Genomic DNA, 21,957 nt, shown 5'->3' on the forward strand with positions numbered 1-21,957 from the left:
TGGGAGCAGTCGAGGCGAAAGTCATGAACATGCATGCACAGCCCCAGCGGACCTTGGCCGAGACGGCGCTGATCGACACCTTCGGCGAGCGGCTGTCGCTGCTGCCCGGCGACGGCGCGGTGATGGTCAAGCGCGACGACGCGATCGAGGCGATCAAGCACGGCCTGCCGACGCGCCGCGTCGAATCCTGGCATTATACGGACCTGCGCCGGCTGCTGACTTCGGTGCCGGCTTTCGAGGCCGGCGCCGTCGTCAAGGCACTTGCACCGATCCTTGAAGGCTCGGCCGTGCTGCCGGTGCTGAACGGCGTCTCGCAGACGAAGCTGCCGGAGATCGACGGCGTGACAGTGCAGCGCCTGTCGGAGAAGCTGACCGACGGCAGCGTCGCGCCCGGGCTCGATCCCTATGGCAGTGACGACGCGATCGGCGCGCTGAACACGGCTTTCGTCGCCGACGGCTATTTCGTCGACATCGCCGATGGCGCCGAGCTGGAAAAGCCGGTCGAACTGCAGAACCTGCAGGCCGGTGGCCAGTCGCATGTGCGGCTCTTGGCGCGCGTCGGGGCCGGCGCCAAGGCAGTCATCGTCGAGCGTCAGAGGGGTGAGGCAAGCGAAGACGGCGAGGCGCTCGTCTCTTCGGTCAGCCAGCTCGTGATCGGCGACGGCGCCGAGGTGACCTGGCTGATCGTGCAGGAGCAGCCGGACACGGCCACGCATCTCGCACAGTTCAAGGCGCATATCGGCAAGGACGCCAAGCTGACGCTGTTCGTCATGAACGCCGGCGGCAGGCTCGTTCGCCAGGAGGTCGTCGTCAGGACGACAGGCGAGGGCGCCGACTTCAAATTGCGCGGCATCAATCTTCTGGCCGGCGACACCCACACCGACGTGACCATGGTGCTCGACCATGCCGTGCCGCACACGACGTCGACCGAAGTGATCCGCAACGTGGTGACCGGCAAGGCGCGCGGCGTCTTCCAGGGCCGCATCAACGTGCATCAGTACGCGCAGAAGACCAACGCCAAGATGGCCTGCAACACGCTGCTTCTGTCTGACGACGGCGAGTTCTCGACCAAGCCGGAGCTGGAGATCTTCGCCGACGACGTCGTCTGCGGCCATGGCGCAACCGTCACCGAGATCGACCACGACCATCTGTTCTACCTGATGGCGCGCGGCATCGACGAGAAGTCGGCGCGGGGTCTTCTGGTCAAGGCGTTCGTCGCCGAAGTGATCGAGGAACTGGACGACGAGGCGCTGGTCGAAGCGTTGGAAGCCCGGCTCGACGGCTGGTTTTCGACGCACGGGTAAGCGCCTTTCCTTCTCCCCTTGTGGGAGAAGGTGGCCGAGCGAAGCTCGGACGGATGAGGGGTGTTGGAAGGATCGCGGCCTTGGCCGACAAGGACTTCGAGATGGACCAGAAGATCGAAACCACACCATACGACGTCGAGGCGATCCGCCGCGACTTCCCGATCCTGTCGCGCCAGATCTATGGCAAGCCGCTGGTCTATCTCGACAATGGCGCCTCGGCGCAGAAGCCGCAGGTGGTGCTCGACACCATCCAGCACGCCTATTCCCAGGAATACGCCAACGTGCATCGCGGCCTGCATTTCCTGTCGAATGCCGCGACCGACGCCTATGAGAACGCCCGCAAGTCGGTGCAGCGGTTTCTCAATGCGCCGAGCACCGACAACATCGTCTTCACCTCCAACACCACGTCGGCGATCAACACCGTCGCCTATGGCTGGGGCATGCCGCGGATCGGCGAGGGCGACGAGATCGTGCTGTCGATCATGGAGCACCACTCCAACATCGTGCCGTGGCATTTCATCCGCGAGCGGCAGGGCGCCAAGCTCGTCTGGGTGCCGGTCGACGATCTCGGCGCCTTCCACATCGAGGAATTCGAAAAGCGCCTGACCGACCGCACCAAGCTCGTCGCCATCACTCATATGTCCAATGCGCTGGGCACGGTGACGCCGATCAAGGAGATCGTGCGCATCGCGCATTCGCGCGGAATTCCTGTGCTCGTCGACGGCAGCCAGAGCGCCGTGCACATGCCGATCAACGTGCAGGATCTCGACTGCGATTTCTTCGTCTTCACTGGACACAAGGTCTACGGCCCGTCGGGCATCGGCGTGCTCTACGGCAAGAAGGACAGGCTGGAGGAGATGCGGCCCTTCATGGGCGGCGGCGAGATGATCGAGGAGGTGACGGAGGACATCGTCACCTACAATGAGCCGCCGCACCGCTTCGAGGCCGGTACGCCGCCGATCGTGCAGGCGATCGGTCTGGGCGCCGCGCTCGACTACATGGAAAAGGTCGGCCGCGAGCGGATCGCCGCGCATGAGGCGGACCTCAAGGCTTACGCGCATGAGCGGCTGCGCGCCATCAACTCGCTGCGCATCTTCGGCGATGCGCCCGGCAAGGGCGCCATCATCTCGTTCGAATTGCAAGGTATCCATGCGCATGACGTGTCGATGGTGATCGATCGGCAAGGTATTGCTGTCCGGGCCGGAACGCATTGCGCCCAGCCGCTGTTGAAACGCTTCGGCGTCACCTCCACATGCAGGGCATCGTTCGGCATGTATAATACCAGGGCCGAAGTCGACGCTTTGGCCGAGGCGCTGGAAAAGGCGCGAAAGTTCTTCGGGTGACGATGATGGACGACGTGAGCACCACCGCGGAAAAAGCGCCGGAAACGGCCGCGAACGGCATCGTTTCGGCCTCGGCGATCCCCGCCGACGAGCTGGCGCGGCTGACCGACGACATCGTTTCGGCGCTGAAGACCGTCTACGACCCGGAAATTCCGGCCGACATCTATGAACTCGGCCTCGTCTACAAGATCGATATCGAGGACGACAGGTCGGTCAAAATCGACATGACGCTGACCGCCCCAGGATGCCCGGTGGCCGGTGAAATGCCCGGATGGGTCGAGAACGCCGTCGGCGCCGTGGAAGGTGTGTCCGGTGTCGAGGTCGCCATGGTGTTCGATCCGCCCTGGACGCCCGACCGCATGTCGGAAGAGGCGCAGGTCGCGGTCGGGTGGTATTGAGGCCTGTACCCTTGCGCCAGTCGTAAAACTTCACCATTTTAGGTGAGAATCATTCGGCAGGCCTTGAACCTGCATGGAATGGAGTAGGAAAAACATGGGACGCTTCGCCGTCATCACGATGACCGACAAGGCCGCCGACCGGGTGCGCGAGATCGTCGCCACGCGGGAAGGTGCGCATGGCATCCGGCTCGGCATCAAGAAGGGCGGCTGCGCCGGCATGGAGTATACGGTCGACCTTGTGACCGAGCCGAATCCCAAGGACGACCATATCGAACGCGACGACGCGCATGTCTATGTAGCGCCGGAGGCGGCACTTTTCCTGTTCGGAACCGAGATGGATTTCGAGCAGACGACGCTGCGCACCGGCTTCACCTTCAAGAATCCGAACCAGAGCTCGGCCTGCGGCTGCGGCGAATCCGTCGAATTGAAGCCGGCGGACTTGAAGGCGCTTGCCGAGGCGCGCGCCTCGGCCTGACCAGGCCCGCCAGCGCTTCCACTCAGTCCGGCAGCGCGGCGATGACGACAAGCTCGACGACGAGATCAGGCTGCGCCAGGGCGGCGACACCGATCACCTCCGATGGCGGCGGGTTGTTGTAGCTGCAGTGCTTCGGGCAATGTTCGGCAAAGAATTCGTCCAGCACGTCCAGACGAAAGTTGGGTGAGCTGAGAACGCCGCCGGACGGAAAAGGCCCTTTGACGTAGAACGTCACCTTGACCAGATGGTCGAGCGAGCTGCCGAGTTCCTCCAGATCCGACTTGATGTTGGCCAGGATTTCGCGCCACTGCGTTGCCGCGTCGCCGACAGCGCCGCCCTGGTGTTTCGAGGGATCGTAGTCGTCGACCGTGGCGGTGTTGCCGGACAGAAAAACATATCCCTTGGCGTCCGAGACGACCGTTCCCTTGCCCCAAGGCATCAAACGATCGCCTTTGAATTTCTTGTGCGTCGTGAGGTTCATTTCTGCCTCCTGTCGCCAGATGCTTGTCTTGATGCAATTCCAGGCGGAAACCGCTGCGCAGTTTTTCTGGAATTGCCCTAATCAACCCACATGCCGGTTCGCTTGTGCCAGTCGGCAATCGATTCCTCCGGATAGACGTCGAATACCTTGTCGTTCTTGCCGACGACCGGCTCGACCCAGTTCGCCTTGTATTTCAGCATCAGATGCACCTTTTCCGGCGGTTCCGGCAGGTCGGTGTCGATCGCCGAAGCGAAGGGGTGAACGAGGTCCGGCCAGGTCGGGTCGTAGAGCCAAAGTGCTGCGCCGCATTTCCGGCAGAAATTGCGCTCGCCGGTCGAGACCTCGCAATGCGGATGCTCATCATCCTCGATCTCGGCCCGGTAGACGCCGAGATTGCGTTTGCCCCTGATATCGAGCGTCTCGTAGTCGGCGCCGAGATTGATGGCGAAACCGCCGCCGCCTTGCTGCTTGCGGCAGATCGAGCAGTAGCAGAGCATGAATGGCACGGGCGTGTGGCTTTCCACCTCGAAGCGGACGGCGCCGCAGCGGCAGGAGCCTTTGAGCAGGACGGGCATGGCGGGAACTCCGTTTCCCGGTTTCAACCTGTCAGCATGCCTTTGGTTGCGGCGATGACAAGGCCGGTGACGGATGAGATGATCGCGGCATGGACAATGCGCGTCTTGAAGAACTGTTCGAAAGCCTGGGACCGATCGCCATCCGAAAACTGTTCGGCGGCAAGGGCATCTATTGCGACGGCGTCATCGTCGCGGTCGTCGTGCGTGGCGAGCTGATGCTCAAGGCGGACGAGGAGAGCATCCCAGACTTCGAAGTCGCCGGCTGCCGCCAGTGGACCTATACCGGCTCGCGCCACGGCAAGGAGGTGGCGATGCCATATTGGAGCGTGCCCGACGAGGCCTTCGACGATCCGGACGAGATGGCAGTGTGGGCGCGGCGCGCCTATGAGGCGGGACGAAGGGCGGGGAAGTAATAATCCGGCGTCAAAATCCAGCCAGCAGCTGGCACGCCAATTTCGGCGGAAGCGGTCATTGGCGACCTTGCTGAGAGAACGGTAGTTTGCAAGGCTGTATCGTCGCGGCGAGACTTTCCGCAGCGCTCAAGAACCTAAGTTAACCGTACTTGAAGCCCAATTTTCATGGCAGTAATCATTAGACCAGAGCAACTTGGCGACGTGCGGGTCATTCACGACCTGACTATTGCCGCTTTCGAACCCATGTCGTTTAGCGATGGTTCGGAGGCCCCGATCATTACCGCGTTGCGGAATGATGGCGACCTGACGGTTTCACTTGTTGCCGTCAGTGGCGGAGACATTGTGGGACACGTGGCCTTCTCACCGGTGACAATTGGAGCTGAAAGCCATGGATGGTACGGGCTTGGTCCGGTATCTGTATGGCCGGATAAGCAGCGGCAAGGCATCGGAAGTGCATTGATTAACGAAGGGCTTGCAATCCTCAGGGCGAACGGAGCAAAAGGCTGCGTGTTGATCGGTGATCCGGCCTATTACGGGCGGTTCGGCTTCAGAAGCGACGGCAACTTGAGCTATCAAGATCTGCCCGCGCAATATGTGCAATCACTGCCTTTCCAGAGCGAACCCGCCAACGGACAGCTGAAATTCAGCCCTGCATTCAACCGGTAGAACGGATTCAAAGCTGAGGGGATTAGATTCTGCCCTATAAAGCTTTGGCGATCTCCGCCGCCAGCCGCGCATTGTTCTCGACCAGCGCGATGTTGGTCTTGAGGCTGCGGCCGCCTGTCAGCTCAAGGATCTTCGACAAAAGGAACGGCGTCACCGCCTTGCCGGTGACGTTTTGCGCCTCGGCCGCTTTTTGCGCGGCCTGGATATAGCCGTCCATCTCGGCGGCCGGGATTTCGTCATTCTGCGGCACCGGGTTGGCGACGAGGATGCCGCCGCCCAAGCCCAGCGCCTGACGCGTACGGTAGAAATGCGCGATGTCTTCCGGCGCATGAAGGGTCAGCGGCGCGCGGAAGGGCGACTGCCTCGACCAGAAGGCGGGCATCGTCTCGCAGCCATGGCCGATGACCGGCACGCCGCGCGTTTCCAGCACTTCCAGCGTCTTTTCGATGTCGAGGATCGCCTTGGCGCCGGCCGAGACGACGATGACCGGCGTGCGTGCCAGCTCGTCGAGGTCGGCCGAGATATCGAAGCTTTTCTCAGCGCCCTTGTGGACGCCGCCGATGCCGCCGGTGGCGAACACTTTTATGCCGGCCATATGCGCGGCGATCATGGTCGCCGCAACCGTGGTGCCGCCGGTGCGCGTTTGAGCGACCGCGAAACCGAGATCGGCGCGCGACAGCTTCATGGCATCGCCCGTCATGGCAAGCGATTCGCGCTCGCCGTCGGAGAGGCCGATCTTGATGCGGCCCTCGACCACGGCGATCGTCGCCGGTACCGCGCCGCCATCGATGATGATCTGCTCGATCTTGGCGGCCATGGCGCCGTTGTCGGGGTAGGGCATGCCGTGGGTGATGATGGTGCTTTCCAGCGCCACCACGGGCCGGCCGGCGGCAAGCGCCTCCGCCACGGGCGGATGGATGTCGACAAAGGGGCGGGCGGTGTCAGGCGTCATGGCTGTCTCCGATCCGAGGGATTGCTCCGGCAGTGGTGGCCCTATGCCACTTCCCGCGGCTCCGGCACAAGGGCAAGCGCCTGCGTGAAGGTGGTGATCGTGAAGGACGGCACGGCCTGCGGGCTCTCTATGGCGAGCATTGCCGCGGCAAGGCCTTCGCGTAGTGCTGCGCGCAGTGGCAGGCCGCGCAGCAAGGCGGCGACGGTTGCGCCGGTCAAGGCGTCGCCGGCGCCGGTCACGTCGGCCACCTTGCGCGGCGCGGGCGGGTCGATCTCGAAGATGCCGGTGTCGTCGAAGCCTAGCACCGGAGCGCTGCCGGACGTGACCACGCCGGCATTCAGGCCAGCGCGCCTGAGCGCGTCGACAAGGGTCTTGCCGGATGGCTCGGCGCCGACCAGCGCGGCGGCCTCGCGACGGTTCATGAAGAGCAGCGACAGACGGTCGAGCAGCGGCGCCAGGCGGACGACCTTGGCCGGCGAGACGGCTATGGCGAAGACCGGCCGGCCCCCGGCAAGCGCCAGCAGGCGCTCCAGCGCCGCCGTCGGCAGGTTGGCGTCGCACATGATGGCGTCGGCGGCGGCGATCGCCTCGCGCACCTTGGCGCGCCTTATTTGCTTGGGGAAGGCAAGGTCGTAGAGCGCCATGTCGGCAAGCCCGACGATCAACTCGCCTTCGGCATCGATCAGCGCCGTGTAGCTCGGCGTCGTGCGGTCGAGGAACACCACCGAAAGGTCGGTTATCCCGGCGTTGTCGATCGCCGAGGCGACCGTGTCCGCCGCAGCGTCGCCGCCACGCACCGAGATCAGCGAGGCCGACACGCCGCGCTTCACCACGCTGCGCAGCGCGTTGAAAACCACGCCGCCGACGTCCTCGCGCATGATGCCGGGATTCGAAGCCGCGGGCACATAGATGCCCGAGACCTGGCCGCGCCGGTCGATATGGGCGCCGCCAAGCGCCAGGATTGTTGGGGATGTCGGCATTTCGGGTCGGTGACTTTCGTTGGTCGCGCGGCTGCGCACACTAGAGCGGTTCAGCGTTTCACGGAATCGCCGAACTGCCCTAAGTCTTTATCCCGGACGGAAAACCGCTACGCACTTTTCCTGCAATTGGTCTAGGTTTCCTCAGGTCGCCCTGCAATCGGGGTCGCGATTCGGACGGCCGGATATCGAAATCTCTTCTGGACCGGTGGCTGCACCCTGTACCAGCCTTGGTGAGACAAAAATAGAACAAATCCAGATATTGATTATTTTTCAGATATTTGTTGCCCCTTGCCAAATGAGAACAAAAAAGGTACAAAACAAGCAGGGATCACGGATTGTCCGGCCTTCATTGACGACCAAGGGGTGATGTATCATGGCTCAGAATTCTTTGCGGCTTGTAGAGGATAAGGCAGTGGACAAATCAAAGGCTCTGGACGCGGCGCTGTCGCAAATCGAGCGCGCGTTCGGCAAGGGCTCGATCATGCGGCTCGGCGCCAACGAGCAGGTGGTCGAGATCGAAACCGTGCCGACCGGCTCGCTCGGCCTCGACATCGCGCTCGGCGTCGGCGGCCTGCCGCGCGGCCGCATCATCGAGATTTACGGGCCGGAAAGCTCGGGCAAGACGACGCTGGCGCTGCACACGGTTGCGGAAGCCCAGAAGAAGGGCGGCATCTGCGCCTTCGTCGATGCCGAGCACGCGCTCGATCCGGTCTATGCCCGCAAGCTTGGCGTCGACCTCGAGAACCTTTTGATCTCGCAGCCCGACACCGGCGAGCAGGCGCTGGAGATCTGCGACACGCTGGTGCGTTCGGGCGCCATCGACGTGCTGGTCGTCGACTCGGTGGCGGCACTGACGCCGCGCGCTGAAATCGAAGGCGAGATGGGCGATTCGCTGCCCGGTCTTCAGGCTCGCCTGATGAGCCAGGCGCTGCGCAAGCTGACCGCCTCGATCTCGCGTTCCAACACCATGGTCATCTTCATCAACCAGATCCGCATGAAGATCGGCGTCATGTTCGGCTCGCCCGAGACGACCACCGGCGGCAACGCGCTGAAATTCTACGCCTCGGTGCGCCTCGACATCCGCCGCATCGGCTCGGTCAAGGACCGCGACGAGGTCGTCGGCAACCAGACCCGCGTCAAGGTGGTGAAGAACAAGCTGGCCCCGCCCTTCAAGGTGGTCGAGTTCGACATCATGTATGGCGAGGGCGTGTCGAAGACCGGCGAGCTGATCGATCTCGGCGTCAAGGCCGGCGTCATCGAGAAGTCGGGCGCCTGGTTCTCCTACAATTCCCAGCGCCTCGGCCAGGGTCGCGAGAACGCAAAACTGTTCCTGCGCGACAATCCCGACACGGCGCGTGAGGTCGAGCTTGCATTGCGCCAGAATGCCGGGCTGATCGCCGAGAAATTCCTTGAGAATGGCGGCTCGGAAGGCGGCGACGACGGTTTCGAGGACGAAGCCGGCGCCCTGTAAAGTGCGTTTACGCCTGGGATTTTGGGCTCTGCGCGACCCGAGGGCGGCCGAGGATAGTTGGTTGGCTTAGCCGGAGTTCGGCCACAATCCTGGTTTATCGTCTTATGCTTATGTAATCGAGTTCTTGTATTGCGTAACCCGAACCGCCGGCCTTCGTGCCGGCGGTTTTGCGTTTCGCGGGCAGCGCTGAGCCGCCGCTCGTCGGCCGATTGGCCGCGCTGCAATGAATTCAGCAATGCGCTTTGGTCCATGCTTGTGCATGTCGTTTTCCCAAAACCGCTTGCGCAGTTTTGAGCGACACGCCTGTTTTGCGTGTTTCTGGACAGGCTCAAGAGCTATCGCTAAAAGGCCAATCTATCTTCTGAAACACCAAAGCCCATTTGCCGCCGGCCGGGCCGGCGGTTCTTGCGAAAAAGGCAGTATGCAATGAGTGGCGTGAACGACATCCGGTCGACATTCCTCGACTACTTCCGCAAGGAGGGCCACGAGATCGTCGCCTCCAGCCCGCTGGTGCCGCGCAACGATCCGACGCTGATGTTCACCAACGCCGGCATGGTGCAGTTCAAGAACGTCTTCACGGGCCTGGAGAAGCGTCCCTATTCGCGGGCCTCTACCGCGCAAAAGAGCGTGCGCGCCGGCGGCAAGCACAACGACCTCGACAATGTCGGCTACACCGCGCGCCATCTGACCTTCTTCGAGATGCTCGGCAATTTCTCGTTCGGCGACTATTTCAAGGAGCGCGCGATCGAGCTTGCGTGGAACCTGATCACCAAGGGTTTCGGCCTCAAGAAGGACAAGCTGCTCGTCACCGTCTACCATACCGACGACGAGGCGGCGGCTTACTGGAAGAAGATCGCCGGCTTCTCGGACGATCGCATCATCCGGATTCCTACCTCGGATAATTTCTGGGCGATGGGCGACACCGGCCCCTGCGGCCCGTGCTCGGAAATCTTCATCGATCGCGGCGAGCATATCTGGGGCGGACCGCCCGGCAGCCCGGAAGAGGATGGCGACCGGTTCCTGGAATTCTGGAACCTGGTGTTCATGCAATACGAGCAGGTGACCAAGGATGAGCGCGTCGACCTGCCGCGTCCCTCGATCGACACCGGCATGGGCCTGGAGCGCATGGCCTCTATCCTGCAGGGCGTCGAAAGCGTCTTCGAGACCGACCTGTTCAAGCATCTGATCGACGCTGCGTCCTCCGCGCTCGGCCAGGGGCCAAGCCAGGAGAACGTCGGGTCGTACCGCGTCATCGCGGATCATCTGCGCTCGTCCTCGTTCCTGGTGGCCGACGGCGTGCTGCCGTCGAATGAGGGGCGCGGCTATGTGCTGCGCCGCATCATGCGCCGTGCCATGCGCCACGCGCAGCTGCTGGGCGCCAAGGAGCCGCTGATGTGGCAGCTGGTGCCGTCGCTGGTGCGCGAGATGGGCCAGGCCTATCCCGAGCTGGTGCGCGGCGAGGCGCTGATCACCGAAACGCTGAAGCTTGAGGAAAGACGCTTCCGCAAGACGCTGGTGCGCGGCCTCGGCCTGCTTTCGGACGCGACCGAGACGCTCAAAGCCGGCGACATGCTGGACGGCGAGACGGCCTTCAAGCTCTACGATACCTATGGCTTCCCGCTCGATCTGACCCAGGATGCGCTGCGCCAGCGCAGCATCTCGGTCGATATCGCCGGCTTCACCGACGCGATGGAGCGGCAAAAGGCCGAGGCGCGCGCGCATTGGGCTGGCTCGGGCGAAGCCGCGACCGAGACGGTGTGGTTCTCCGTGCGCGAAAAGACCGGCGCGACCGAATTCCTCGGCTATGAGACTGAAGCTGCGGAAGGCATCGTCCAGGCCCTGGTCAAGGACGGCAAGACCATCGACAGCGCGAGCCAGGGCGATGCGGTCGCCGTGGTCGTCAACCAGACGCCGTTCTACGGCGAATCCGGCGGCCAGATGGGCGACACCGGCGTGATTTCCGGCGAGGGTTTTTCAATCGAGATCTCGGACACGCAGAAGAAGGCCGATGGTTTGTTCGTGCATCTCGGCAAGGTGGCCAAAGGCACGGTCAAAACGGGTGATGCCGTCGAGCTGAAGGTCGATCATGCCCGCCGCTCGAGGCTGCGCGCCAACCACTCCGCGACGCATCTCATCCACGAGGCGCTGCGCGAGGTGCTGGGCACCCATGTCGCGCAGAAGGGGTCGCTGGTTGCGCCCGAAAGGCTGCGCTTCGACATCTCGCACAACAAGCCGATCTCGGCCGAGGAACTCGAGGAGGTCGAGCGCATGGCCAACGAGATCGTCGTGCAGAACAGCCCGGTGACGACGCGGCTGATGTCGGTCGACGACGCGATCGCCGAGGGCGCCATGGCGCTGTTCGGCGAGAAATACGGCGACGAGGTGCGTGTCGTGTCGATGGGCACCGGCCTGCATGGCGCCAAGGCCAATCGGCCTTATTCCGTCGAGCTTTGCGGCGGCACGCATGTGAAATCGACCGGCGATATCGGCCTGGTGCGCATCCTGTCGGACAGCGCGGTGGCGGCCGGTGTGCGCCGCATCGAAGCGCTGACCGGCGAGGCGGCGCGCAAGCATTTGGACGAGCAGGACAGGCGGCTGAAAGCCGCGGCAGCGACCTTGAAAATCGCGCCGGCCGATGTGCCGTCGCGCGTCGAAACATTGCTTGAAGAGCGCAAGAAGCTCGAAAAGGAGCTTACGGAAGCGCGCAAGAAACTGGCGCTTGGCGCAGGCCCAGCCGTATCCGATGCTCCGCCCACCAACGAGACTGTCGCAGGCGTCGGCTTCCTCGGCAAGGCGGTCAGCGGCGTCGCGCCGAAGGACCTGAAGCCGCTGGCGGATGCCGGCAAGAAGACGCTCGGCTCCGGCGTGGTCGTCTTTGTCGGCGCCGGCGAGGACAACAAGGCAAGCGTGGTCGTTGGCGTCACCGACGATCTGACCGGCCGCTTCAGCGCCGTCGATCTCGTCCGCGTCGCGTCCGCCGCGCTTGGCGGCCAGGGCGGCGGCGGCCGGCCCGACATGGCGCAGGCCGGCGGCCCCGACGCGTCGAAGGCCAACGACGCGATCGCGGCGGTGAGAGCGGCGCTGGAGGCAGCTTAAGCGAGCGGGTTTGAATTTACCGCACGCTTGGCGGGACAGCGCCCCCTCTGTCCTGCCGGACTATCTCAAGAGGGGAGATTAGCTGCGTCAGCCACTCGCCTTTTTCTGCGTGGTTGTATTTCAACGTGGGAGATTGGCGAAAGCCGATGCGCCGTCCGATCTCCCCCCAAGTGGGGGAGATGTCCGGCAGGACAGAGGGGGGCGCTGTCCCTCGACTGTCCTGATTCTTATCAGCCAGGCTTTTCTGTCAGCGCAAAGCTCGGCCGTCCAGCTATTCGCGCATACCAATCCCGGATATCCGCAAAGCGCGCCAGCAGATCGCGTCCTTCCGCGACTTTGACGAAATAGGCAATGATCGGCGCCGCATGCAGGTCCGCCAACGTCAACTGGTCGCCGAGCAGCCACGGGCCCTTGTGCCTTCAGCGAGGTCAGAACCTTGAGCACCGTCTCAGCCTGGCTCAGCCCGCCGGCAATCAGCGCCTCATCCGGCGGCACCTTCTCCAGCCGCTCGACCGCCACGTCCCAGACCATGGCACGATAACCATAGGCGTCGAGCATGCCGGTTATCTGGATCATCCTGGCGCGGCCGCGCGCGTCGGCCGGCTGTAGGGCCGGGCCGTCGAAGGCTTCGTCGACATAGCGCGTGATAGCACCGGTCTCGAACAGACGAAAACCATCGTGCTCGAAGGCCGGGATGCGGCCGAACGGATGATGCTCCAGATACCAGGCCGGAATGCCATCGGCGGCGAAGATGTCGAGCGGTACCAACTCGTAGTCGACGCCTTTCTCCCTCAGCGCCATCCGCGCGATGCGCACATAAACGCTGTAGTCGGCGCCGTAGAGAGTTGGCTTGGCCATCGATCAGCGCTCCCCTCCGCTCGTCGGAGTACCAAAAAAGAAGGCTCCTTCCGGAGCCTTCGGTATGCCGAATGTGGGTTTTACCCCATGGCCTTCTGCAAATTTTCGTCGATCTTGTCGAGGAAGCCGGTGGTCGAGAGCCAAGGCTGGTCGGGGCCGATCAGCAGCGACAGGTCCTTGGTCATGAAACCGCTCTCGACCGTCTGAATGCAGACCTTTTCCAGCGTCTCGGCGAAGCGCTTGAGCTCGGCATTGTCGTCGAGCTTGGCGCGGTGGGCGAGGCCGCGCGTCCAGGCGAAGATCGAGGCGATCGAATTGGTCGAGGTTTCCTCGCCCTTCTGATGCTGGCGGTAGTGGCGGGTGACGGTGCCGTGCGCGGCTTCCGCCTCCACCGTCTTGCCGTCCGGCGTCATCAGCACCGAGGTCATCAGGCCGAGCGAGCCGAAGCCTTGCGCCACGGTGTCGGACTGCACGTCGCCGTCATAGTTCTTGCAGGCCCAGACATAGCCGCCCGACCATTTCAGGCTGGAAGCGACCATGTCGTCGATCAGGCGGTGCTCGTACCAGAGCTTCCTTGCCTTGAACTCGGCCTCGAACTCCTTCTCGTAGACTTCCTGGAAGATGTCCTTGAAGCGGCCGTCATAGGCCTTGAGGATGGTGTTCTTGGTGGACAGGTAGACCGGGAAATTGCGCAACAGGCCATAGTTCAGCGAGGCGCGGGCAAACTCGCGGATCGACTCGTCGAGATTGTACATGGCCATGGCCACGCCGGCGCCCGGCGCGTCATAGACGTCGTGCTCGATCACCTGGCCGTCCTCGCCGACGAACTTGATCGTCAGCTTGCCTTTGCCGGGGAAGCGGAAGTCGGTGGCGCGGTACTGGTCGCCGAAGGCATGACGGCCCACGACGATCGGCTTGGTCCAGCCCGGCACCAGGCGCGGCACGTTCTTCATGATGATCGGCTCGCGGAAGATGGTGCCGCCGAGGATGTTGCGGATGGTGCCGTTGGGCGACTTCCACATCTTCTTCAGCTTGAATTCCTCGACGCGCGCCTCGTCGGGGGTGATCGTCGCGCATTTCACGCCGGCGCCCCATTTCTTGATGGCATTGGCCGAATCGATCGTCACCTGATCGTTGGTGGCGTCGCGGTGCTCGATGCCGAGGTCGTAATATTCCAGTTTCAGGTCGAGATAGGGGTGGATCAGCTTGTCCTTGATGAACTGCCAGATGATGCGGGTCATCTCGTCGCCGTCGAGCTCGACGACCGGGTTCGCCACCTTGATCTTCGCCATGGAAAGAATGCCTCGTTGCTGGGGGATCTGAACGGCCTTGCCCGCATGGCTTCGGCCCGGGATGCGGAGCGTATATCAAAGGCTTTTTCAGCGCGCAAACCGTGATGCGCGCCGGGGCAGACGGGTGCCGCTGTTGTGAATGCTTCATTTTCCGGTCCGGATGTGGCAGGGACGCCGAAACGCCGCAAACCCCGGTTACCCAAAGCCATGCCAGCCTTCGAAGACACAACCAAGATCGCTTCCGCCGGACCGGCGATCATCCTGGTCGAGCCGCAGCTCGGCGAGAATATCGGCATGGTCGCGCGGGCCATGGCGAATTTCGGCTTGTCCGAGCTCAGGCTGGTCAACCCGCGCGACGGCTGGCCGAGCGAGAAGGCGCGCGCAGCCGCCAGCCGCGCCGATCACGTCATCGACGCCACCAAGGTCTTCGACGATCTGCCCTCGGCGGTCGCCGACCTGAACTTCGTCTTCGCCACGACAGCGCGCGAGCGCGACGGCTTCAAGCCGGTGCGCGGTCCGGTGGAAGCGGGCAGGGCGCTCAGGGCGCGCAGCGAGGCGGGGCTGCGCACCGGTATCCTGTTCGGCCGCGAGCGCTTCGGCCTCTATAATGACGAGGTCGGGCTCGCCGACGAGATCGTCACCTTTCCGGTCGATCCCAGCTTTTCCTCACTCAACATCGCCCAGGCGGTGCTGCTCATGTCCTATGAATGGATGAAGTCTGGCCTCGCCGACGAGACCCAGACCAACTTCTCCGGGCCGGAGCTGGCGCCGGCGCCCAAGGAGCAGCTGCACAGCCTGTTCGCCTATCTGGAAAACGCGCTGGAAGCGCGCGGCTATTTTCGCCCGGAAGAAAAGAAGCCGAAGATGGTCGACAATCTGCGCGCGGTGCTGACGCGCGCGGGCTTCGCCGAGCCCGAACTCAAGGTGCTGCGCGGCATCATCTCGTCGCTCGACAGGTTTTCGCCGGCCATGCCGCGGGGCGATGGCTCGCCCGGGGACGATCCGAGACGGTTGCCGGCCGGCGCGCGCAGTCGCGCCAAAGACGAAGAAAGTTAAGATCGGTAAGCTGCGAGCATTTGAAGTAACCGAATTTTATTCGGTTGCGCCTCATCCTTGCTGCAATAGTGGGGGTGGCACATGTTTACGTCCAATATTGGTCGACTGCGCTTTTTCCTTTACTCTCTCGGTCTCGCCGTAGCCGAAACCGTGGTGATCGTCATCTGCATTGTCAGCACGATCGGCTTCGAAGGGCTGATCAATTCAGGACCCGGCCCGGCGCGCCAGGGCATGGCAGGCGCGGTGCTCATCGCCTCCCTCATCTTCGTCGCGCTTCGCGGCAACATCGCCTCGTGCCGCTCCCGCGACGCCAACGGACGCCGCTGGATCCTGTGGGCCTACATCGCCCTTTCGGCCGTCTATGCCCTTCTGCAGGCAGGCGTGCTGCTGGTCGTCAAATTCGACGATCCCGAGAGCATTCCCGGCGGGCTGAACCTGCTTGGGCTTTCGGTATTCGGCCTCTGGTGCACGATTTGGTGGGCGAAGCCCGTCGCGGGCAGCAACATCGATGAATTGACCGATGTCTTCGACTTCGATGGCCCGCTGCCGGCATCGACGCGCGCCGCACGCACCGCTGTGCCGGCCGCTCCACGCGCCGCGGTTGCCGCTTCAGCCGCTCGCATTCCGCCCGCGCCGCAGCCCTTCGGCAGGCCGCGCCCCGCCGGTTTCGGCAAGCGCGGGATATGAGTGAGACAGAGCATGATGTCGTCCGAAAACCGCTTCACACTTTTCGGCATCCTGCTCTAGCGATTGCGCGAAAGCTGCTCGCATTCGCCTCTTCAAGACCACGATCATTCGCGATAGAAGCGCGTCGGTCCAATTCCGGGCCCTGCCGCTTCTCTTTGTTTTGACGCAATTCCGGACGGAAAACCGTTTCACACTTTTCCTGGAATTGCTCTGGTAACCGGATGACAATGAGCGATCGATCAAGCCAACGCCCGATCCTGATGTTCGATTCCGGCGTCGGCGGGCTGACCGTGCTGCGCGAGGCGCGCGTGCTGATGCCCGACCGCCGCTTCGTCTATGTCGCCGACGACGCGGCTTTTCCCTATGGCGCCTGGGAGGAACCGGCGCTCCAGGAACACATTCTTGCGCTGTTCGGCAAACTGCTCGACCGACTTCAGCCGGCGATTTCGGTCATTGCCTGCAACACCGCCTCGACCCTGGTGATCGATGCGCTGCGCGACAAATTCCCCGGTCATCCCTTTGTCGGCACCGTTCCGGCGATCAAGCCGGCCGCCGAACGCACCCGCTCCGGCCTGGTCTCGGTGCTGGCGACGCCCGGCACGGTGAAGCGCCAATACACGCGCGACCTGATCAGCAAGTGGGCGCAGAAATGCCATGTGCGCCTGGTCGGCAGCGATCGGCTGGCGGGGCTGGCCGAGATCTATATGCGCCAGGGTTTCGTCGACGAGGAAGCCGTGCGCGCCGAAACTGCGCCCTGCTTCATCGAGCGCGACGGCAACCGCACCGACATCGTCGTGCTTGCCTGCACGCATTACCCGTTCCTCGCCAACCGCATGCGCAAGACCGCGCCCTGGCCGGTCGACTGGATAGATCCCGCCGAGGCGATTGCGCGGCGCGCCATGTCGCTGCTCGAACCCGTTGGGGAGACATCCGGCGACAGCGAGCCCGATCTGGCCGTCTTCACCTCGGGCAAGGTGGATTTCGCCACGAGGCGGCTCATCCAGGGTTTTGGGCTGACCGCACCTTAGTGCTCAAGGGGGGTGGCGGGCTCGAAGACGATGCTGCGCTGATCCGGGTCGGCCGAGACCAGCTTTAGCGTCAGGCCGTCTCCCTGCCGGAGCCCTGAGGCCCTTACATTGGCAACGACAGGCATATCGGCAAGCTGCACGCGCACGCCATGGTCGACGAAGTCGGTGACGATGGCCTTGAACGTCTCGCCCTCATGTCCCTTGAGCATGACGGCCTCGGCAAGGTCGATGGCAGCGTGATTGATCTGCGAGGCGCGGGCATCCGCACGCCCCATCACCTTCGGCAATCTGGCGAAGGCGTCGGTGACGGCCTGGGGCACGGGCTGGCCGTTGGCGATCGCCAGCGCGCAGCGCACGACGTAGCGGTCGGCCAGCCGCCTGAGCGGCGCGGTGGCATGCGCGTAGGTCGCGGCCATCGCCTCATGCCAGGGGACGATGCCCTCCTGATAGGGTTGGTAGGACGCGCCATTGCCCGCGCGGCGGATTTCCAGCATTAGCGCCGCCTGTTTCGGGTCGGCCGGATCGAGTGTGCGTTGATAGTCGCGCAAGCTGGTGGAGGCTGGCCAGGGCAGGCCGAGCGCCTGTGCCGCGTTGCGCAGCCTTTGCACCTTGGAAGCATCCGGCCCCGACATCACCCGGAACAACCCGGTCTTGTGCGCCAGCATGGCGTCGGCAATCGCGATATTGGCGGCCAGCGAAAGTGCTGCATTGTCCTGCTCGGATTGCTGCAGCGGCCTGAACGAAAGCCGGAACGTGCCGTCGACGAGCCTTTCCACCTCCTGCTCGGGCGGATCGACGCGCGAAGCGCCGCGGCGCTCTTCGTTCGTCGCCATGCGCCGCGCCAGTTCCGCGAAGCCGGCCGGAACGTCGGCGGCCTTGACGCTGTCATAGGCGAGCTTGGCGCGGCTTTGAATGATTGCCCGCTCCGCGCCGTCCAGCTTCACCGCACCGTCTCCAGCAACCCGAACCGTGAAGACGACCGCCGGACGCGGTCCATCGGGCAACAGGCTCGCCGCGGCCTCGGCAAGCAGTGGCGGGTAGAGCCCGGCCTTGCCGTCCGGCAGATAAAACGTCTCGCCCCGGCCCCAGGCTTCGCCATCAATCGTATCGCCGTCCTCGACGAACCAGGCCACGTCAGCAATGGCATAGTGCAAGAGAAGATCGCCGCCGCTGGCCTCTATCGAGAAGGCCTGGTCGAGATCGGTGGAACTCGCCGGATCGAGCGTGACGAAGGGCATTGCCGTCCGGTCGGCATGCTGCCCGGGCACACGCTTTGCCGCCGCCTCCGCCACGGCCATCACCGCAGGCGGAAATCCACCCGGCACATGGAATTCTGCGCGGATTTTCGCAAGGCCGGAGGAAAGCGCCTGTGAGGGATCGTTCAGGGATTTCATGCGACCGTCCTACACTGGCGTTCCGGGCGCGGGAAGGCTTGCCAGGATACCGCCAAGGTCGGCCGCCTAATGGCCAACTCAAGCAGACCGGCGGGCCGAGCCGCTGCTGCTGGAACTGCCGGTTCAGCCCGGCGTTTCTTCTCACAGCAAAGGAGAAATCGCCATGCCCGCCAAATCGCAAGCCCAGCAAAAGGCTGCCGGCGCAGCGCTGTCCGCCAAGCGCGGCGAGACGAAGAAGAGCGAGCTCAAGGGCGCTTCGCGCGAAATGTATGAATCGATGAGCGAAAAGCAGCTCGAAGAGTTCGCCGAGACCAAGCGCAAAAGTCTGCCCAGCAAGAAGTCGTAGGTCGAATGAAAGGCCCGCGGCGTCGGCCGCGGGCCTCCGTCAACCCCTTTTGGCGCAAGATGAGCTAGCGGCGCCACCAGCAGCGTTTGGTCTTGTAGCGGATGACGTGGCGATGGCCGTGGCGCCAGACCACTCTTTTCGTCACCACGACGCGGCATATCTGCCTGTGGCCGCTCCAATGCCTGGCCATGGCAGGTTCCGGCGTCATGACCGCCATAGATCCCGCCAATACAGCGGCCCCGGTCAGGGTAAGGAAGAACTTCTTCATGGGAATTCCTCTGCTCCAGTCCCTTCATTAAGATGGCAGAGCAGCGCGGCTCCTTGAAAGCACAAGCCGCTCTGCTGCCGGTGGCCTTCGCCACAACCGGCACCGCACGCCACGCGGGAAATGTATCGGGTTGCGACCCGCGCTGCCAGCCGTAAGCTTGACAGCGGTTAAATCTCTGTTTAACAGGCCACCAACACCGGGTGGCGACGCCCGGTGGTTTCTTTTGACGTGTCCCGTGGGTTTTCCGTCGCTTTGCGTGGAAAACCCTGTCAGGTCTCGAAAACGGAGGCCAGAGGAGGGCGCGTTTCCTTCGCCCGGAGCCATGGGGTTCCGGGTATATTGTTTTGAAAGGGAATGCGATGAGCAAGCGCGAATCCGCGAAATACAAGATCGACCGCCGTCTCGGCGAAAATATCTGGGGCCGTCCGAAGTCCCCGGTCAACAAGCGTGAATACGGCCCCGGCCAGCACGGCCAGCGCCGCAAGGGTAAGCTTTCCGACTTCGGCCTACAGCTGCGCGCCAAGCAGAAGCTGAAGGGTCACTATGGCGACGTTTCGGAAAAGCAGTTCCGCAAGGTTTATGAAGAGGCCAACCGACGCAAGGGCGATACCTCCGAGAACCTGATCGGCCTACTCGAGTCGCGTCTCGACGCGGTGGTCTACCGCGCCAAGTTCGTGCCGACCATCTTCGCCGCCCGTCAGTTCGTCAACCACGGCCACGTCAACGTCAACGGCAAGCGCACCAACATCGGCTCGTATCGCTGCAAGCCGGGCGACATCATCGAGGTGCGCGAGAAGTCGAAGCAGCTCGTCATCGTGCTGGAATCGGTCGGTCTCGCCGAGCGCGACGTGCCGGACTACATCGAAGCCGATCACAACAAGATGACCGCGACCTTCGCTCGCGTTCCCGGCCTTTCGGACGTTCCGTTCGCCGTGCAGATGGAACCGAACCTGGTCGTCGAATTCTACTCCCGCTGATCGGTATCAATCAGCCGCAGCATTCAAGGCCGCCCCTCGAGGCGGCCTTTTCTTTGGCGGTCAGGGCTATTCACTTCGGCCGCATTTATGCGACGCCATGTGATTTCACTCGGCTGCAAAGTGCTCTAAAGCCGAGCGCAAACAGAACTCGGGGCCAGCGTCATGAACATGCTGCCAGATGTGAAATCCATCGAGCCGATCGGCGATGAGACCGACGGCGGTTTCCATCCGCTGTTCCGCGACGTGCCGTCCTCGGTCGAGTTCAACAAGCTGCGCAAGCGGCTGTTGAGGCTCACCCGCCAGGCGATCGAGGATTTCGCCATGGTGAAGCCGGGCGAACGCTGGCTGGTGGCGCTGTCGGGCGGCAAGGATTCCTACGGCCTGCTGGCGCTTTTGCTCGATCTCAAATGGCGCGGGCTGCTGCCGGTCGAGCTGCTTGCCTGCAATCTCGACCAGGGCCAGCCGAATTTCCCGAAGCACATCCTGCCCGACTATCTCAACGGCAACGGCATCGCCCACCGCATCGAATACCAGGACACCTATTCGGTGGTGACCGACAAGCTGCCGCAGGGCAGCACCTATTGCTCGCTCTGCTCCCGGCTGCGACGCGGCCATCTCTATCGCATCGCGCGCGAGGAAGGGTGTTCGGCGCTGGTGCTTGGCCATCACCGCGAGGACATTCTCGAGACCTTCTTCATGAACCTGTTCCATGGCGGGCGTCTCGCCGCCATGCCGCCCAAGCTTCTCAATGACGAGGGCGACGTCATGGTGCTGCGCCCGCTCGCCTATAGCGCTGAGGCCGATCTCGAAAGATTCGCCGGCGCGATGAAATTCCCGATCATCCCGTGCGACCTGTGCGGCAGCCAGGAAGGGCTGCAGCGCAACGCCATGAAGGCGATGCTCGACGACATCGAGAAGCGCATGCCGGGCCGCAAGGACACGATGATCCGCGCCATGGCCAATGTAAGGCCCTCGCATCTCCTGGACAGGAAGCTGTTCGACTTCGCGGGCCTCGACGCAAACCCAGGACAAGACATACCCGATGCGATTTGACGATAACGCGATCGACTGGCTGGCCGAGCTTCTCGCCGATACCGCAAACGCCGAAATCATGCCGCGCTTCCGGCGGCTGGGCGAGGGCGACGTGCGCCAGAAGACATCCGCCGCCGACCTCGTCACCGAGGCGGACGTCAACGCCGAGAGGCTGATCACAGCCAGGCTGCGCGAGCGCTTTCCAGATGCCATGGTGGTCGGCGAGGAAGCCTGCTCCGACAACCCGGCGCTGCTGTCCGGCCTTGGCGATGCCGCGCTTGCCTTCGTCATCGATCCGGTCGACGGCACCTTCAATTTCGCTTCCGGTGTGCCGCTGTTCGGCGTCATGGCAGGCGTCGTCGTCAATGGCGAGACCGTTGCCGGCATCATTCATGACCCGACGGGCAAGGACTGGCTGATCGGCGCCAAGGGCGCCGGCAGCCATATCCGCCATGCGCATGGCGCGCTGGAAAAGGTCGGCGTCGCGGCGCCGGTGCCCATGTCGCAGATGACCGGTTCCGTTTCCTGGCAGTTTCTCCAAGAGCCCGAACGCTCGCGGCTCGCCCGCAACCAGACCAAGACGCTGTCGCAATTCGCCTATCGCTGCGCGGCGCATGAATACCGGCTTCTGGCCAGCGGCCATGCCCATTTCGTGCTCTACAACAAGCTGATGCCCTGGGATCATCTGGCGGGCGCGCTGATCCACCAGGAGGCCGGCGGCCATGTCGCGCGCGTCGACGGCAGCGCCTACCTGCCGTCGCATGTCGATGGCGGCCTGCTGGTGGCACCGGACAAGCAAAGCTGGGACGAGTTGCGACGCGAGCTCTGGGCGGAATAGGGCAATCCTGCTGCGCTAAGGCCGGCG

22 protein-coding genes and 1 pseudogene are annotated in these 21,957 nt (G+C 63.5%); 15 read left to right on the forward strand and 8 right to left on the reverse strand.

Annotated features, from left to right (window positions below; all coding sequences use genetic code 11):
- The first annotated feature begins 23 nt into the window (after positions 1-23).
- The 4 genes from sufD (at position 24) to sufA (ending at position 3,520) form a co-directional block, all read left to right on the forward strand.
- Entirely contained in the window at positions 24-1,304 is a 1,281-nt protein-coding gene (gene sufD / locus FJ980_RS09395; RefSeq protein WP_140542629.1) for a Fe-S cluster assembly protein SufD, read from the forward strand.
- 101 nt (positions 1,305-1,405) lie between these two features.
- Entirely contained in the window at positions 1,406-2,647 is a 1,242-nt protein-coding gene (locus FJ980_RS09400; RefSeq protein ID WP_140542661.1) for a cysteine desulfurase, read from the forward strand.
- A 5-nt stretch (positions 2,648-2,652) separates the two neighbouring features.
- The gene (locus tag FJ980_RS09405) at positions 2,653-3,045 is read left to right on the forward strand and encodes an SUF system Fe-S cluster assembly protein (protein ID WP_095765178.1); all 393 of its coding nucleotides are present in this window, start codon (positions 2,653-2,655) and stop codon (positions 3,043-3,045) included.
- Positions 3,046-3,139: 94 nt separating this feature from the next.
- A complete protein-coding gene (sufA, locus tag FJ980_RS09410; RefSeq protein WP_140542630.1) occupies positions 3,140-3,520 on the forward strand; it encodes a Fe-S cluster assembly scaffold SufA in 381 nt (126 codons plus the stop codon).
- A 22-nt stretch (positions 3,521-3,542) separates the two neighbouring features.
- Here the strand turns inward: sufA and FJ980_RS09415 are convergent, their stop codons facing one another.
- Positions 3,543-4,001, reverse strand: a complete 459-nt coding sequence (locus FJ980_RS09415) for a RidA family protein (protein WP_095765180.1) — start codon at positions 3,999-4,001, stop codon at positions 3,543-3,545.
- Positions 4,002-4,078: 77 nt separating this feature from the next.
- On the reverse strand, positions 4,079-4,576 hold the full coding sequence (locus FJ980_RS09420) for a GFA family protein (protein ID WP_140542631.1): 498 nt from the start codon (positions 4,574-4,576) through the stop codon (positions 4,079-4,081).
- Between the two features lie 89 nt (positions 4,577-4,665).
- Between FJ980_RS09420 and FJ980_RS09425 the strand changes: the two genes are divergently transcribed.
- Complete coding sequence (locus FJ980_RS09425) at positions 4,666-4,989, forward strand: TfoX/Sxy family protein (protein WP_140542632.1); 324 nt, start codon at positions 4,666-4,668, stop codon at positions 4,987-4,989.
- 165 nt (positions 4,990-5,154) lie between these two features.
- On the forward strand, positions 5,155-5,655 hold the full coding sequence (locus tag FJ980_RS09430) for an N-acetyltransferase (RefSeq protein ID WP_140542633.1): 501 nt from the start codon (positions 5,155-5,157) through the stop codon (positions 5,653-5,655).
- Positions 5,656-5,689: 34 nt separating this feature from the next.
- Here FJ980_RS09430 and FJ980_RS09435 read toward each other — a convergent pair whose 3' ends face one another.
- Together FJ980_RS09435 and FJ980_RS09440 are read right to left on the reverse strand one after the other, a co-directional pair.
- Positions 5,690-6,607 (reverse strand): pseudouridine-5'-phosphate glycosidase, encoded by a 918-nt coding sequence (locus FJ980_RS09435; RefSeq protein ID WP_140542634.1) that lies wholly within the window; start codon positions 6,605-6,607, stop codon positions 5,690-5,692.
- A gap of 41 nt (positions 6,608-6,648) precedes the next feature.
- Entirely contained in the window at positions 6,649-7,587 is a 939-nt protein-coding gene (locus FJ980_RS09440) for a carbohydrate kinase family protein (protein ID WP_140542635.1), read from the reverse strand.
- A gap of 373 nt (positions 7,588-7,960) precedes the next feature.
- Here FJ980_RS09440 and recA point away from each other — a divergent pair, with 373 nt between their 5' ends.
- Together recA and alaS are read left to right on the forward strand one after the other, a co-directional pair.
- Entirely contained in the window at positions 7,961-9,058 is a 1,098-nt protein-coding gene (gene recA / locus FJ980_RS09445) for a recombinase RecA (protein WP_095765184.1), read from the forward strand.
- Positions 9,059-9,484: 426 nt separating this feature from the next.
- Positions 9,485-12,154: an alanine--tRNA ligase gene (alaS, locus tag FJ980_RS09450; protein ID WP_140542636.1), complete on the forward strand. Its 2,670-nt coding sequence runs from the start codon at positions 9,485-9,487 to the stop codon at positions 12,152-12,154.
- 230 nt (positions 12,155-12,384) lie between these two features.
- Here the strand turns inward: alaS and FJ980_RS09455 are convergent.
- Positions 12,385-13,012 (reverse strand): annotated as a pseudogene (locus tag FJ980_RS09455) (glutathione S-transferase family protein).
- A gap of 80 nt (positions 13,013-13,092) precedes the next feature.
- Positions 13,093-14,304 carry an NADP-dependent isocitrate dehydrogenase gene (locus FJ980_RS09460; RefSeq protein ID WP_140542637.1) on the reverse strand — a complete coding sequence of 404 codons (1,212 nt, stop codon included), beginning with the start codon at positions 14,302-14,304 and terminating at the stop codon, positions 13,093-13,095.
- A 207-nt stretch (positions 14,305-14,511) separates the two neighbouring features.
- Here FJ980_RS09460 and FJ980_RS09465 point away from each other — a divergent pair, with 207 nt between their 5' ends.
- From FJ980_RS09465 to murI, 3 genes are all read left to right on the forward strand, one after another.
- Complete coding sequence (locus FJ980_RS09465) at positions 14,512-15,360, forward strand: RNA methyltransferase (protein ID WP_140542638.1); 849 nt, start codon at positions 14,512-14,514, stop codon at positions 15,358-15,360.
- Between the two features lie 81 nt (positions 15,361-15,441).
- Entirely contained in the window at positions 15,442-16,047 is a 606-nt protein-coding gene (locus tag FJ980_RS09470; RefSeq protein WP_140542639.1) for a hypothetical protein, read from the forward strand.
- 227 nt (positions 16,048-16,274) lie between these two features.
- Positions 16,275-17,075, forward strand: coding sequence for a glutamate racemase (murI, locus tag FJ980_RS09475; protein ID WP_140542640.1), 801 nt, complete (start codon positions 16,275-16,277; stop codon positions 17,073-17,075).
- Here murI and FJ980_RS09480 read toward each other — a convergent pair.
- Positions 17,072-18,469 carry an RNB domain-containing ribonuclease gene (locus FJ980_RS09480; protein WP_140542641.1) on the reverse strand — a complete coding sequence of 466 codons (1,398 nt, stop codon included), beginning with the start codon at positions 18,467-18,469 and terminating at the stop codon, positions 17,072-17,074. The genes murI and FJ980_RS09480 overlap by 4 nt on opposite strands.
- 163 nt (positions 18,470-18,632) lie before the next feature.
- Between FJ980_RS09480 and FJ980_RS09485 the strand changes: the two genes are divergently transcribed.
- Positions 18,633-18,815, forward strand: coding sequence for a DUF3008 family protein (locus tag FJ980_RS09485; RefSeq protein WP_095765193.1), 183 nt, complete (start codon positions 18,633-18,635; stop codon positions 18,813-18,815).
- A 64-nt stretch (positions 18,816-18,879) separates the two neighbouring features.
- On the opposite strand, the gene FJ980_RS09490 is transcribed toward FJ980_RS09485, so the two are convergent.
- On the reverse strand, positions 18,880-19,083 hold the full coding sequence (locus FJ980_RS09490) for a hypothetical protein (protein WP_140542642.1): 204 nt from the start codon (positions 19,081-19,083) through the stop codon (positions 18,880-18,882).
- A 359-nt stretch (positions 19,084-19,442) separates the two neighbouring features.
- Between FJ980_RS09490 and rpsD the strand changes: the two genes are divergently transcribed.
- The 3 genes from rpsD (at position 19,443) to FJ980_RS09505 (ending at position 21,930) form a co-directional block, all read left to right on the forward strand.
- The gene (gene rpsD, locus FJ980_RS09495) at positions 19,443-20,060 is read left to right on the forward strand and encodes a 30S ribosomal protein S4 (protein WP_140542643.1); all 618 of its coding nucleotides are present in this window, start codon (positions 19,443-19,445) and stop codon (positions 20,058-20,060) included.
- Positions 20,061-20,228: 168 nt separating this feature from the next.
- Positions 20,229-21,113 carry a tRNA 2-thiocytidine(32) synthetase TtcA gene (ttcA, locus tag FJ980_RS09500; RefSeq protein WP_181181158.1) on the forward strand — a complete coding sequence of 295 codons (885 nt, stop codon included), beginning with the start codon at positions 20,229-20,231 and terminating at the stop codon, positions 21,111-21,113.
- Complete coding sequence (locus FJ980_RS09505) at positions 21,103-21,930, forward strand: inositol monophosphatase family protein (RefSeq protein WP_140542645.1); 828 nt, start codon at positions 21,103-21,105, stop codon at positions 21,928-21,930. The genes ttcA and FJ980_RS09505 overlap by 11 nt, the downstream gene beginning before the upstream one ends.
- Positions 21,931-21,957 lie beyond the last annotated feature (27 nt).

Origin of the sequence: Mesorhizobium sp. B1-1-5 (assembly GCF_006443065.1) — a bacterium.
Classification (GTDB): domain Bacteria; phylum Pseudomonadota; class Alphaproteobacteria; order Rhizobiales; family Rhizobiaceae; genus Mesorhizobium.